General features: G+C 69.5%; 13 protein-coding genes. All 13 read right to left on the reverse strand.

Annotated elements, in window-relative coordinates; all coding sequences use genetic code 11:
• The coding region (locus RHOFW104R8_RS02440) for a hypothetical protein (RefSeq protein WP_068205422.1) at positions 1–574 on the reverse strand (574 nt) is incomplete at its 3' end.
• 13 nt (positions 575–587) lie between these two features.
• A complete protein-coding gene (locus tag RHOFW104R8_RS02445; RefSeq protein ID WP_068095883.1) occupies positions 588–2,267 on the reverse strand; it encodes a DUF4157 domain-containing protein in 1,680 nt (559 codons plus the stop codon).
• A gap of 154 nt (positions 2,268–2,421) precedes the next feature.
• Positions 2,422–2,982, reverse strand: coding sequence for a hypothetical protein (locus RHOFW104R8_RS02450; RefSeq protein WP_235604274.1), 561 nt, complete (start codon positions 2,980–2,982; stop codon positions 2,422–2,424).
• Between the two features lie 9 nt (positions 2,983–2,991).
• Entirely contained in the window at positions 2,992–3,909 is a 918-nt protein-coding gene (locus tag RHOFW104R8_RS02455; RefSeq protein ID WP_068097217.1) for a hypothetical protein, read from the reverse strand.
• Complete coding sequence (locus RHOFW104R8_RS02460) at positions 3,902–4,195, reverse strand: hypothetical protein (RefSeq protein ID WP_068097214.1); 294 nt, start codon at positions 4,193–4,195, stop codon at positions 3,902–3,904. The genes RHOFW104R8_RS02455 and RHOFW104R8_RS02460 overlap by 8 nt, the downstream gene beginning before the upstream one ends.
• Entirely contained in the window at positions 4,192–6,366 is a 2,175-nt protein-coding gene (locus RHOFW104R8_RS02465) for an ATP-binding protein (RefSeq protein WP_068097211.1), read from the reverse strand. Before RHOFW104R8_RS02465 ends, RHOFW104R8_RS02460 begins: the two co-directional genes overlap by 4 nt.
• Positions 6,363–7,604 carry a DUF4255 domain-containing protein gene (locus tag RHOFW104R8_RS02470; RefSeq protein WP_068097208.1) on the reverse strand — a complete coding sequence of 414 codons (1,242 nt, stop codon included), beginning with the start codon at positions 7,602–7,604 and terminating at the stop codon, positions 6,363–6,365. Before RHOFW104R8_RS02470 ends, RHOFW104R8_RS02465 begins: the two co-directional genes overlap by 4 nt.
• A complete protein-coding gene (locus RHOFW104R8_RS02475) occupies positions 7,601–8,365 on the reverse strand; it encodes a hypothetical protein (RefSeq protein WP_068097205.1) in 765 nt (254 codons plus the stop codon). The genes RHOFW104R8_RS02470 and RHOFW104R8_RS02475 overlap by 4 nt, the downstream gene beginning before the upstream one ends.
• A complete protein-coding gene (locus RHOFW104R8_RS02480; RefSeq protein WP_068097201.1) occupies positions 8,362–9,099 on the reverse strand; it encodes a hypothetical protein in 738 nt (245 codons plus the stop codon). Before RHOFW104R8_RS02480 ends, RHOFW104R8_RS02475 begins: the two co-directional genes overlap by 4 nt.
• Positions 9,100–9,104: 5 nt before the next feature.
• The gene (locus tag RHOFW104R8_RS02485) at positions 9,105–9,632 is read right to left on the reverse strand and encodes a phage tail protein (protein ID WP_068097198.1); all 528 of its coding nucleotides are present in this window, start codon (positions 9,630–9,632) and stop codon (positions 9,105–9,107) included.
• 10 nt (positions 9,633–9,642) lie between these two features.
• Positions 9,643–11,253: a phage tail sheath C-terminal domain-containing protein gene (locus RHOFW104R8_RS02490; protein ID WP_068097195.1), complete on the reverse strand. Its 1,611-nt coding sequence runs from the start codon at positions 11,251–11,253 to the stop codon at positions 9,643–9,645.
• A 36-nt stretch (positions 11,254–11,289) separates the two neighbouring features.
• A complete protein-coding gene (locus tag RHOFW104R8_RS02495) occupies positions 11,290–11,568 on the reverse strand; it encodes a hypothetical protein (protein WP_068097192.1) in 279 nt (92 codons plus the stop codon).
• A 282-nt stretch (positions 11,569–11,850) separates the two neighbouring features.
• A complete protein-coding gene (locus tag RHOFW104R8_RS02500; RefSeq protein WP_068097189.1) occupies positions 11,851–14,061 on the reverse strand; it encodes a hypothetical protein in 2,211 nt (736 codons plus the stop codon).
• Positions 14,062–14,107 lie beyond the last annotated feature (46 nt).

Below are 14,107 nucleotides of genomic sequence, written 5' to 3' on the forward strand. Positions count from 1 at the left end.
GTGGCGGCGCGGCCGAGGCGGTGCCTGCCGCCGTAGGCGCGGGCGTCGCCGCCACGGCCGAACCGGCACTTGCGGCCGGCATCACGGGCGCGGCGATCGGCACTCCCGCCTGCACCTGGTTCAATTTCGCGGTGAGTACCGGCACCAGGGTCGCCTGCACCTGTGCCGAGGGCTTTTCACGCAGCACCGATTGCGCCAGCCGGTACGCCTTGTCCACTTCGCCGATCGCGCGATAGCCGTCCGATACCTGCGCCTGCAGCTGCGGATTGCCGGTCGCGCGTCGCTCCAGGTCAGCCAGCACCCGCTGCGCCTGCTGCTTCTGCGCCGGGTCGGCAGGGGCCTGCGGCTGCGCGCGGATGCGGTCCAGCTCGACCGTGTCCTGGCTGAACTTCACCGCCTGGATGCCGGGAAAACCCATCAGCACGATCGCGAACACGATCAGCCCCATCGCCATCTTGAAATCGCGCCGCTGCACGATCATCACCGTGATCGCCGCCAGCGCGAACACGAACAGCACGAAGCCGCAGACCAGCATCAGCTTCTCGTAGCCGTAGAGGCCATCGAAGATGTTCATGGCAAGGTATCCATCAATGCTTCCCCGGAGTGTCGAAATTGAACGGCCCCGGGGTCTTTATGCCGAACGATTTCTGGGCCGCCTCCAGAACCTCCGTGCTGCATTCGACGGCGCCGGGTTCGTCGTGCGCCGGAACACCGGGCTGGCGTTCGCGCACGACCCGCGTGCGCTCCAGCACGATGGCCGCACGGCGCATCAGCTCGTACGCCTGTTCGCGTTGCCTGCCGAAAGACTGGCGTTCGAACTTCGTGCGCTCCGCCGGGTCGGCCGGCGCCAACGGGTCGGGCGTGCCGGTCTTGCCGAGGAACTCATCCACGGCCCCGTGCTCCATGGCTGGCCCCTTCGGCTCGGGCTCCTGCTTGCCCTGTTCGGGCGGCAGTTCGCTTTCGCCGCTTTGCGCCGCGCCCGACAAGTCGCAGCCGGCGCACACCTTCGGGTCCGCCAGCCAATCGTGTGCCGCCTGCGCCCGCTCGACGGCCAGCGCCACGTTGCCCTCGAACTGCGGCGCGTGTTCGGTGCCGCGCGGCCCCTCGGGCGAGGTATAGCCCTTGATGGAGGTGACCCGGTAACCCTGTTCGTTCAACGCCTGGATGTCGGTCGGCAGCCGGAAATCCTTGCGCACCTCGTGCCTGGCGTGCCGGAAGAACACGTAGCGGGTCTGGACATCCGTCTGTTTCTGCTCCGGCACTTCCGGTACCGCCGGCACGTGGTTGATCTTCTCGCAGTTGAAGGTCAGCTTCTGCTTGCCTTTCTTGTGGCAGTCGACGTCCTTGGATGCCGCACCGCCACCGATGTCGATGGTGAACATGCACGACCCCGCCCGCGGGTCGCAATTCACGCCGCTCTTCACAGTCACGTCCTTGGTCTGCACCTCCACCGACCCACCGGCGCCGGCAAGGCCCTTCTCGTCCAGCTTGACCGACGGTACGAGCGACACCGTGAAGCTCGATCCCTGGATGAAGGTGATCTTCAGCTCGGGATTGATGGCAACGCCCTTCAGCGCATCGGAGCCCGCCACCATGTTGGCGACCACCGAGCCGAGCGCCTGCGGAAGGTCCACGCCCGGCTGCAGGTTCACCTGGATGTTGCCCTTGCACAGGGAGATGTCCAGCCAGATTTCCTTGAGACTGGCGCCGGGCGTGACCGAGCCGTGGAAGCCAGGCACGTTCGGCCCGTCGGTGGCCGTCATCGTCACCCGGTAGTCGGAGCCGTCCGGGCAATGCACCTTGCGCACGTCCGGGCTCTCCCCTGCGCTGGCGGCGCAGCCGCGCATCTGTCGGCGCATCAAACCGCCACCGCCGGGCGAAACTGAGACCCGCTCGCCCCGCATCACCGCATCGGCGGCGCGGTCGGCGGCGATTTCAGAAGCGTCGTCAGGCCGGCCGATCGCCAGCGATGCATGCAGGCCGCCGGCGCCGGGATCCTGCAGCGTGTGCGCCAGTTCGTGGGCGAGCAGGCGGCGGCCCGCCGGCGTGCCTGGCGCGTACTGGTGGGCCTCGAACACGACATGGCTGCCGACGGCGTAGGCCAGCGCGCCCACCGCGCGCGCTGATTCGGCGGCGCGGCCATCGTCGTGCACGCGCACACGGCTGAAGTCGCTGCCGAAGCGCGATCCCATCCAGCCCTGGGTGGCGAGGTCGAGCGGCCGGCCGGGGGAGGCGATCACGTCGTGCACGAGCGGGGGAGCGAGCATGGACGGGCTTCCACCGGCTCCGCTGCGCTGCAGTCGCTTGCTCGCGCAATCCCGGCACTCGCCGCCGTTCGGCGTATGCGTGCCGCAGGCGCATTTGCGGCGCAGGCTCGTCGCCGAGAGGGTTGCATTCGGCGGCTGCATGCGGACGAGGGGGCTATTCGTGCTCATGGTGCCCTCTCCCCATATCCACCCGCTCGAAAAAAAGCACCCGCCGGTTGGCATCCTGACGCTCGATGGCGAACACCATCGACGGATCAGGACCGAGCAAATCGACCAGTCCCTGCAGCGCGCTGCAGTTTGCACGTATCGACACCGTGGCCGTGTACAGCGCTGCGGCGGGATCGCCTTTCAACAGTGGCGGCACCAGATCGGCCATCTCCGGCGCATTGCCGCGCAGAAACTCGACATAAGCCTGCGCCGTCTGCAGGCGCGGCCCCCGAAACGCTTCGCCCGACAGCGGCGCGCGCCAGATGTCCTGACGCGGATGCAATACGCACCGGCCGTCTATCGCGGTCCACGCGTACTCGGGCACGACCGCGACAAGGGAATCCAATAACGCTTCCGGCGTTGTGTACGACGACGCCTGCCAGTCATGGGGCGCGGCTCCGTTTTCGATGAGGCACAACGCCACGTGGTGTTGCCCGCGCAGATACGCGGCGGCCTGCCTTGGGGTGAAGGCGGACGGGCCATCGGATCGAGGTGGGGGCGTGTTCATGGCGTTCCCTCAGGTACGCGTAACCGTGCCCGAGCAACTGCTGCCCGACCTGGTGATGACAAAGCGGATCGCCCGCGTCTCGGCCAGCGCGCCACCAACGAACAGCTTCTGCGTATAGGTTTCGGTGCACCCGGTCGCACCGAAGGCAGTGGCCGGCCCGCACAGCGCGTAAGTGTCGTGGCAGTTGCGGATGATGCCGTGGCCGGGCAGTAGCGGCGGATGCTCCTCGATCGGACAGCCCGCACCGGTGGTCACGCCACCGGGGCCGCAGCCGTTGTCGGTGGTTACCGATTCGGTGACACGCAAGCCGTTGAGCGTGGGCGGGCAACCGCTCCCGGTCGCGGTCACGCCGGTTACGTCGTACTCGATCTGCGCACCGCAGCTCGCGCCACAACCGGTGTTCCTGACGTTCTCGTAGTCGATCGCGAAGCTGCAGCCGCCCGAGCCGGAACCGGAGCGCACCGGACCCGTGACGCCAGGCGGTGGTGGAATGATCTGTGCCGTGCGCATGATGCCGCCTGCGCCTGCGCCTTCGTTCTCCTTCGTCCGCTCGCCTGCCTGCTGCAGCGCGCCCAGGCGGGCGGGCGCGTTATGGCGCACCGTGCGCACGTCGATATCCATCTCCCTGCCGCCGTCGTTTGCTCTCGCCATGGGCACGTTGGCGCCATTGACGCGGATGCGCGAGAAATCCTCGCCGAAGCGCGAGCGCATCAGTGAAGCGGTCAGTGGATCGGCAGTCCGCAGCGCGGCGGGTGGATTCGACGTTTGCGCCGAACGCCGCAGACCCGCGTGTTTCTTCTTGCAGGACTCGCATTCACCACCGCCGGGCACATGCGCGCCACACGCGCACTTGCGGCGAAGCACGCCGGCTGGCGTCGCTTGACCAGCGGGTGACTTGCGTTCCGCAGTGGCGCTGCGCTCAGCCATGCCGCAATGCTCCCCCGTGGTGCATGGTGGTGTTGAGGCCGAGGCTCTGCCGCACGGCCGAAGCGACGCGGGCGCCAAACGGCTCGTGCAGCCGCACGGCCGCTGGCAACGTCATCGGCGGCAGCGCGGCTACCGTGCCGAGGCTATGCAGCGTGTCGATGGCGCCGGCTTGTGCCAGCTGTTGCCCCAGTTCGCGCTCGAGCGTCGCGCGCACATCGGTGGCGCGTTCGCCACCGAGCAGCGCCGCGTCGATCACCAGCCGTTCGATGTGCAGCTCGATGCTCACGAGTGGCCTCCGGCGCTTGCCAGCCAGCGGAAATCCGCTTCGTTGACCGGCTTGTCGAGCTTGCGGTACTCGCCGCGCACGGCATCGAGCAGTAACGGCATGCCGATTTGCACGCCAGCCTGGGCGGCCATGAAGGCGGCGTTGAGCGCGATGCCCTGGATGCTGCCGCCGGTGAGCGCGAAGCGCGCCAGCCGCTCCAGGTCCAGCGCGCCTACCGCGGCCTGCGGGGGAAACACCGAGGCCCAGATCGCGCGGCGCTCGGCCACGCCGGGGAACGGGAAGTTGATGACGAAGCGCAGCCGGCGCAGGAAGGCGCCGTCCAGCGCGCCCTTCATGTTGGTGGCCAGGATCGCCACCCCGCGGAACGATTCCAGCCGCTGCAGCAGGTAGTTCACCTCGATATTGGCGTAGCGGTCGTGGCTGTCCTTCACTTCGCTGCGCTTGCCGAACAGCGCGTCGGCCTCGTCGAAGAACAGGATCGCGCCGCCGCCCTCGGCCGCGTCGAACAGCTTGCGCAGGTTCTTTTCCGTCTCGCCGATGTACTTGCTGACCACCGCCGACAGGTCGATGCGGTACAGCGACAGGCCCAACTCGCGCGCCAGCACTTCGGCCGCCATGGTCTTGCCGGTGCCGCTCTCGCCGGTGAACAGCGCGCTGATCGACAGGCCGCGGTTCATGCGCGCGCGGAAGCCCCAGTCGTCGTAGACGGTGCTGCGCTGGGCGACCTGGTCGGCGATCTGGCGCAGCAGGGCCTTTTCGCTGTCGGGAAGCTTCAGGTCATCCCACCCCGCCTTCGGCTCGATGCGCTGGGCGAGCTGGTCCAGTGCCGGTCGCGTATGCGCCAGCGCACCCTGCCACAGCGTCTGCGCCAGCGCTTCGGGCTTGTCCGCGACCGCCGCCAGCGCGACATGCGCGATCTGCTCGATGCGGTTGAGGTTGAAATCGAAGTGGCCGGCCAGTTGCTGCGGCTGGGCGCCCGCGGCGGCGCCGAGCAGGCGCTGCCACAGCGTGCGCTGCTCGACCGCGGTGGGCTTGGCCACATCGATGCTGAGCGCGCGCGTCGTGGCGCCTGCCCACGGCTCACGCGCGTCGACGAAGCTGAGCCCGCCGGCGCGTGCGAGGAAGCGCTTGACCAGCGCCGCGGCAGCGTCGCCGCGCTCGACCTCGGCCGCATCGAGGTACAGCGCCAGCGGCAGCAGCTGGCTTTCGCGCTGCCACAACCGCAGCAGGGTTTCCTGCTCGCCCACCGCGGCGGGCAGCAGCTCGGCCGACAGCCGGTACGCCTGCGCGCCGAATGCGGCGGCAATCGTTTGCGCCACGGCCTGCTTGCTCACACCGTCGCTGCCGAGCAATTGCACCGCCGGCATCGGCTCGCCCGGCGGCACGTGGCGCAGGTTGTCCAGCAGCTGCTCGGCGAGTGCCTGCTGCGAGGGCGGCAGCGTCGCCGGCGGCAACGCGGTGAGCAGCGGCGTGAGGCGGTCGTCGAGGTAGTTCAGGCCCTTGACGAAGTTGACCACGCGCTCGTCCGCGCCCAGTGCCGCGCCGATCAGCGGCTGCGCGCCGGGTTGGTGGATCTCCAGCAGGCGCCAGTAGCGCAGCGGGCGCTCGGGCGACAGCGCGTCCCAGCTCGGCGCATCCAGCACCGCGAACGCCAGCGCGTAGGTGGGATACGGCTTGCCCGGATCGTGCTGGGCCTGCGCGCAGAGCGCGGGGAAGCGGGTGTCCAGTTCCATGCCGATGCACAGCAGCAGCAGGTCGCGCTCGAACGCAGTGAGGCCGAGCCGGCTGGCGAGAATTGCCAGCGCGGGTGTGTTCCCGTGGCCGGCCGTGGGGTCGACCGGCGGGCCCGTGTCGGCCGCGGCGCTGCCTTCCGGCGCCACGGCGACGATCGGCCGCGGCGCGGGCGGCTCGATGGCGTCCAGTTCCGCCGCGCTCAGCGGTGCATGCCCGTGCGTGCCGCCGAACATCCGCGCGAGCCAGGAAGGTTTCGGCGCGGCCGGCGCGTTCACCGCCGGCGCCGCTTCCATCAGGGCGGTGGCCAGCGGTGCAGGCGACGGCGCGGCGGCTTCGTCGTGGCGCTGCGCCCCGCGCTGCAGGCGTGCGCGCAGCTCGGCCAGCGCCGCGGCGAGGTAACGATCGTTCGCTTCCAGCCATTGCGCGTAGTCGTTCATGTCACCGCGACCTGCTGGTTGGCGGCGAACGCGGGCACGCTGCCGCTGAAGTCGACCGGGATGCTGTCGGCGCCATCGACGCGCAGGCGCACCACATACGTACCCGCCGCCACGCCCGGCACGTGGAATACCAGTGCGCTCGGCTGATGCTGATCGGCCGGATTGCCGATGCTCTGCGGCACCAGCAGGCGATCGCCGAACAACAGGAACACCCGCTGCCCGTGGCGGATGCGCGGCATGCAGGTGAGGTTCAAGGTGAGGTCGCCGGCCGGCGCGGCGAGCGGACTCAGCGTGATGACCGGCGCCAGCGCCAGCGGCAGTTCGTTGCTGAGCAGCGGCGGCAGTCCCGGTGGCTGCACCTGCAGGGCCACGGTATAGATGCCCGGTGCCCAGCGCGACGCGGCATCGGCATCCTCGGCCGTGTTCGCCAGGTGCACGCGCAAGCTGGCGTCGTCGCCCGCCAGCGGTGCGATCTCGACCGGCGCGTCGAGGCGCAGGCTGCTGAAGCGGGCCAATGCGTGATTGGTGGTGAGCTGGCGCCCGCCCAGCACGAGATCCTCGCCCAGCCGCACGGCTGCCTGCGCGCGCGGATAGCTCAACGTGTCCAGTGCCGCCGCGGCAGACGCCGTGGCGATCACGCCGCGATCCTGCGGGCCACGCCGCAGCACCGGCAACGGCGCGCGCACCGCGGCCTGGCTGTCGATCAGCACCACCGCCGCCTCGTAGACGGCCGACGTGCGGTAGTTGGTCTGGAAGGCCGTCCACAATTTGGACAACTCGTCGACGCCCTGCGGCAGCGGCGTGATGCGCACGCGCTCGAACTGGCCGGCGAGGTCGTTGCCCGGCAGCGCGTTGCGGATGTCGTTGCCGTCGAGCACGCCGCGGTCGTGCAGCGTGCTCATCGCCGCGGCCAGCACGCGATGGCTGATGGCGTCGTTGTCGTTCTCGCCGCGGCCCCACGCGGTAATCACGTAGTGCAGGTTCAGCGCCAGCGACGGCGGCGCACTCTCGCCGGCATGCACCTGGCCGGGCATGTCGAGGTTGCGCCAGGCGGCGTTCGCCACCACCTGGTACAGGAACAGGTTGAGCTGCGCCTTGCTGACGCCCTTGCGCGCCACGTCCGGCGGCTGCAGGGTCACCTCCAAGTCGCTCAGCTCGGCATCCAGCACGGGCATCTGCGCCAGCAGCAGGTTGCGCAGCGTGCGCGTGGTCGCGGCGATGGCCAGCACGTTGCTCATGGCGAGGCCTTGCCGCCGCGCTGGCGCAGGTAGTCGTCGAGGCTGCCTGGCTGCGGGCCGTCGCGGCGTCGCGGCGGCGCGCTGGCCGGCGGCGCAGCACGTACTTCGAGGCGGCCGATGCTGACGTGCACGGCCGGCTCGCTCGCCGCTGCGCCGCCATGGCCGGCTTGCGCCGCGCCGGCGCGCGGTGCGGCGGCGCCATCGCGCCGCGCGGATGCGGTCGCGGCACGCGGCGCGGCAAACACCGGCGCGTGCGGAGGCAGCAGGACGCCGCTTGGCGGCGACGGCGGCGCCGTCTCGAGCCGGGCCGGGGCGATGCGCGTCCGCCGCGGCGGCACCGGCGGCGGCGCGACTTCTGCCGGATGCGCCGAGACGGACCGCGGCGTCCCGACGCGTTCGGTGAGGGGCGACGAAGCCTGCGTCGCGGCGCCCGGCATCGGCGACGGCGGCGATATTGTGCTACGCGGTGCATCCGCGACGGCGGGTGCCGGCGCGGATGCCGCGAGGCGCTCGTGCGGCGCGCTGCGCGAGGCATCCGGCTCGATCCGCGAAGCGGCATTCGGCAAGCGCGCCGGCGCTTCGGGCGGTGCCGCTTCGGTCGCAGGCGGCCCCTCGCGACGACGTGACGGCATCTCGCCAGCGTCGGTGGGCGGCATGAGCGGCGCGCGCCGCAGCGGCTCGAACAGCGACGGCAGCCGCGGCGCCAGCGCCGTCTCGCTGCCGATCGCCCTTGCCGCCAGCCGGTCGAGGAAGTCGCTCATGGCGCGCACAGCTCCAGGTAGGCCTGGCGGCGGCGCGGGCTCAGCGCGAGGATGTCGGCCTCGCGCCAGTGGTAGGCGTATGCCAGCGTGTCCACGTCGCGCAGCATGTGCAGCGCCCACGCGTGCAGTTCCTGCCACAGGAAGCGCGCGACATCGAACGCCGGCTGCCAGCCGTGACCGCAGTCCGGGCAGCGGAAGGCCAGTTGCAGGTCGGCCTGCGGATCGGCCCGGGCCATCGCCTGCGCGATCTCCATCTGCACGTCGTACGGTAGCTCGCGCACATCGCGCGATCCGGTGCCTCCCTCCGTGGCCAGCACGCAGCGTTCGAGCAGCAGGCCGCGCGCCGCCTGGGCATCGCCGCACTGCTCCAGCGCCAGCAGGTCGCTGCTGTCGGGCAGGCGGAACCGCACGCGGATACCACCGTGCGAGGCATGTTCCAGCACGGGCGCTGCGGCATCCGGCTCCGCCAGCCGCAGGTCGTCGCAACGAAACGTCGCCTCGACTGCGGCCGCGCATGCCGGGCAGCTCGCCACCGCGGCGATCTCGGCGCCGAACAGGCGTTCGCGCAGCTCGAGCAGCAGCGCGTCGCGCCGGCCCAGCGGCAGCGCCGCCCGCGCTTCGGCGGAGTATTCGTCGCAGCTGCAGCCGAGCAGCAGCAGCCCGCGTGCCGCGGCGGACGGGTCGCCCCCGCGTTCCCAGACCTGCAGCAGCTGCGCGGGCGTGGGCGTGCGCATGGCGCTCAGACGGCGGGCACGGTGAAGCTCGGCTCGGCCGGCTCCGACACGCCGACGTCGCGCTCCCAGCCCTCGTTCTCGAGCTTCAGGTGCTGGATCGCCACCGCATTCGCGTTCGCGTCCAGGTCGGGCATCGCCTGGTACTCCGACACCCAGCAGCGGTACAGCTTGTAGGCGAGTGCGAGCTGGCCGGCCTCGTTGTAGACCTCCAGGATCAGATCCTTGCGGAAGTCCTTCAGCGAGACCTCCGCGCCGAGCCCGGCGCCGAAGTTCCACACCTTGTTCGCCCACTTCTCGAACTCGGTGTCGTGGGTGACGCCGCGCTCGATGGTGACCGCCTCGTACTCGGTGCGCCCGGGCGACTTGCGCGTGCTGCTCGGGTCGCCGCCCTCGCGGTGCTTGACCACCTCGGTGGTGCGCTTCAGCCCGGAGACCTTGCTGACGCCGGCCACGTAGCGGCCGTCCCACTTGACCCGGAACTTGAAGTTCTTGTACGGATCGAAACGCTGCGCATTGACGCTGAACTGAGCCATGGCGTTTTCCTCAGGACTGGATCTGGCCGGCCATCTGCTGCAGCTGGATGACCACGAACTCGGCGGGCTTGAGCGGCGCGAAGCCGACCACGATGTTGACGATGCCGAGGTTGATGTCGTTCTGCGTGGTGGTTTCCTTGTCGCACTTCACGAAGTAGGCATCGTTCGGCGTCTTGCCCTGGAACGCGCCCTGGCGGAACAGGTTCTGCATGAAGGCGCCCACGTTGAGGCGGATCTGCGACCACAGCGGCTCGTCGTTCGGCTCGAACACCACCCACTGGGTGCCGCGGAACAGGCTTTCCTCGATGTACAGCGCGAGCCGGCGCACCGGCACGTACTTGTATTCGTCGGCGAGCAGGTCGGCGCCGCGCAGCGTGCGCGAACCCCACAGCACCGGACCGACCAGCGGGAAGCTGCGCAGGCAGTTCACGCCGAGCGGATTGAGCATGCCGTTCTCGGCGTCGTTGAGCGTGGCGGCAAGCCCCTGCACGCCGTTCAGCGCCGCGTCGATGCCGGCCGGCGCCTTCCACACGCCGCGCTGCGTATCGGTGCGCGCCATCACGCCGGCGACGATGCCGCAGGGCACGAAGCTGTCGAGCTGGCCTTGCCGCACCGGGTCGGATTCGATCACCCGCGGGAAATACAGCGCGGCGTTGCGTGCGGCATCGCCGTTGAGCCCGAGCGCGGTCAGCGCCGCGTTGCTGGACTGGGTGATCGCGCCGGCACTGCTCCATTCGGCGGGCGCGTCGACGATCAGCAGCGCGCGGCGATCCACGCAGAACGCCAGTGCGGTCTGGTACACGGTGACCGCGGTGTTACCGCCGCGCAGGTCGGGCGGAATGCACAGCAGGTTGAACAGGTCGGCCTTCTTCAGCGCATAAAGGCCGGTCTTCGCGTCCGGGCTGCCCAGGTACGCCGCGTCGTCCAGTACCGCGCTATCGGCGGCCTGGTCGGCAGGTGCGACGCCGGTGGAGGATTTGTCCTGCTCCCACACGGTCTTGCCGGGATCGGGATCGAGATGCGCCGCGGGCACGGTCGTGGCCGGCAGCGTCAGCGACGCCGCCACGCGCGCCAGCGACGAACCCGCCTTCAGCACGCGGTCGGCGCGGCGCGGGCTTTCCTTGACGGTGAGGTTGAGGAAACTTTCCTGCGCGCCGCTGGCCACGTCGCGTACGGTCAGGTTGAACAGGTCGGTGGTCGCCAGCCCGAAACGCGCCGCGATGTCGGCGGATACGCCGTAGTCGACGCGCGCGCGCAGCTGGTTGCCCCAGCTGCCGGCCGACGCGGCCTCGAGCGGCAGGTTCGCGATCTTGATCGCCGCCTTGGCCGGCTTGCCGCCGTTGGCCTTGTACAGCCGCACGATCACGGCCTGGGCGCCGCCGTTGAGGTAGAAGTCGCGCACCGCGTAACCCATCGGGTAGGTCGGATCGAGCTTGCCGAAATTGCGCTCGAAGTCGCCGTAGCTGTTGATGGTCACCGGGCTTTCCGCATCGGCGTCGGTCGGTCCGCGCGCGGCGCGGCCGACAAAGGCGGCGATCGACGTGGCCACTCCGGTGATGGTGCGCACGCCGCTGGGAATTTCCTCGATGTAGACGCCCGGATAGGTGAGCGCAGATGGCATGGGATCGGTCCTCCGTCGTGAAAATTCGTGTCGCAGTCAATGCGGCTGCGGCGGTTTCGTGTGCTTGTTCAGCGCATACAGCACTTCGCCATCGGGCAACTCGTCGCGATGCAGCAACCCCTCGGCCACCAGCCGGTCCAGCACGTGCTCGATGCGCCAACAGCCGCTTTCGTAACGCTGCCGCGGCAGCCACCAGTTGACGATGCCGCGGAGCGTGTCGGCCGCCTGCGGGTGGCGATGCAGATATGCGAGCACCGAACGCTCGATCTCGCCTTCGTCTTCCACTGCCGCCCTGGTGCACGGTTGCTTGGTCATGACACCTCTCTTGCATACGTGAGGGTTCAGGCAACGAACATGCCAGCCGCCGGAGACGATGGAATGAACAGCGGCCGCGGTTTGGCCCGGAACATGGCGGAATCTCCGGGTCAAAACCGACCCGATTTGCAGGCGCAGCGGGAGCAACTGCACCCGGCCCGGAAGGCACGCACGCCGGACGCCGCGGACCATGCCAGCCTCCTCCCGACGATTGCCTGCGACCTCGCTCCGCACTGCCCACCCTTCCCGCTCCGGGGCCTGCCGGGGCAGGCCCCGGTCCGTTTACGGGTGCGGGACGGCTCGCTGCTCGGCCAAGGCAAATGCAATCAGCCTCGAGGCATCGAGCCCCAGACGCTCGTACCCGTTGGTCGCCTTGCCGTACACGTACAGGCTGGCGGCGAAGGCGGCGTTGACGCAGCCGCCGACCAGTTCCGCGGGGATGAAATCGCGTTGGTAATACCCGGCGGCCTTGATGTACGGCGCGCTGGTCGTCGCCGCACTGGCCGCGGCCACTTCGACATAGGGAGCCAGCGTCGAAGCCGTGGGCATGCCGTTCGACCCGCGCGTGATGCCGAAGCCGAACACGGCACGCTGGTTGGGATGGGCCGCCAGGTACCGTACATGCACCAGGTCGCCCGCCTGATAACGCAGGAAGCCGCAATCGTCGCTCGCCGCCACGCCGCCGATGCTCGGTTGCGGCAGGTCGGCACTCACACCGTTGTTGTCCACGTGCACGCGCAGGACATAGGCGCCACCCGCTTCTTCGGCCGCCGTGGACAGGCGGGTGGTGGTGCCGTCGGCATTGCGCGCCAGGAAGCGGAAGCTGCCGGCACCGGGCATGACCTGGTTGCCTGCAGGATCGAATACCTCGATCTTGATCTCGAAATCGCCGGCGTCGTCGGTGGCGTTGTCGGCCGACAGCGGCGGGGCCGCGAGCAGGGTGTTCCAGCTCGCCCCCACTTCGCTCAGGTTGCCGCTGGTCCATTCGCGCGCGACGACGGTGGCCGGGTCGGTGCCGCGCGCCGGCGGGGTTTGCGGCTTGAATTCGAACAGGCCGCTGTGCGCACCGAGCGTGGCCGGGCCCACCGGATAGCTTTCATAGGTAGGTAGCCGGTCGGAATACTCCATCCGGTAGCCACGCGCCAATGGCGTATTGATGGGCGTCCAGGTCGGGTCGTCCGCACCGGCGTTCGGCGTGACGTTCCAGCGACGGTAGGCATAGCGGTAGTACTTGATGCCGCTGGAGGGGATGAAATACGAGTCGTCGTGGATGAAGTTCAGCGTGCCGCCGAACGGTGCGTCGTGGAGCCAGCCCAGCGAGGTGCCGGTCTGGTAGTCGATCAGGCCGTCGGGCCGTACCCAGCCAGCGGGCGCGGGCGGCGCACCGGGCGGAATGCCCCAGATCGGCGCATTCGCAATGGCGTAGGGCAGCACGAACAGCGTGACGCCCGGCGGAATGTCGTAAGGCGGCTCCTCGCAAGCCACGGCGCGCGGCAGGTTGAGCACGACTTCGGTGCCGCAGGCATAGCTCCAGTACGTGCCGCAGCCGATGCCGGGGCGGTACACGGTGGTCCATGCACCGCCCTGGAATTGCTCGACCCAGAAATACAGGTCGGGATGATCCGCGCAGTCGTGGAAGATGAGCGCACCGAACCGCCCATCGTCATCGGCGTCCACCGTGGTCAGGCAGTCCACCTGGAAGTAGGCCCAGAGATACACCAGGTCGCACAGATGGACGGCGATGAAACTGGAAAGCCCGACGAGCTGGGCGCGGGCGTGGGCCACCGAATGGGAAGTGGCCAGCGCGGAGGCCATCATGGCCATCGGATCCACGGCCGAATCCGCCTGCACACGATGCTGCACCACCGGCGCCGCGTTCAGCGCCGCGGCGGGCGCCACACGACTCGCGGCGCGTGCCTGCATCAGCCCGTCGAGCGGCCCGGGCCCCGGGCCGGGCGGAAACGGCCGGGGCACCACCCGCAGCCTGTCCAGCAAATCGCCGCGCAAGCGCAGGATGTCGTGATCGGGCAGTTTCCCGATCACCAGTGGTATGCGGTCGACCTCGCAGATATGCACACGGGCGTGGCAAACCGGCAGTTCCCTGGTGCTGCCGTCCGGCATGGTGAAACGCTTCACCAGCCGCCCCCGCACGAAACACAGGCACCATTTCGGGAAGATGACGCTGGGGATACTCACATCCAGCACGGGCTCTTTCACCAGCAGCCGCGTCGACTTGGCATAGCCACCCATGCGCCTGAGGGAGGCCGCGGTGGGCATCGTCTGGCCTTCCCCCGGACGCGGCCCGAGTATCACCTCCAGCATGCGCCCATCGAGTTCGGCGGGCACTTCCACCGTGGCGGCGCCATTTTCCACGACCCCGCTGCCCAGCAGCCTGCCCTGTCCGGTGAAGGCGTAGGCCTGCAACGGCGAGGTCTTGCCCTGGTCGCTGAACTTGACCTTGATTTGCAGTCGAACGGATTGCTCGGAATTCATGACGGGCCTCCTGGATGACTGGTTCGGGTGGCCTGGCGATCGACGC

The sequence above is a fragment of the Rhodanobacter sp. FW104-R8 genome (genome assembly GCF_001617365.1).
GTDB lineage: Bacteria > Pseudomonadota > Gammaproteobacteria > Xanthomonadales > Rhodanobacteraceae > Rhodanobacter.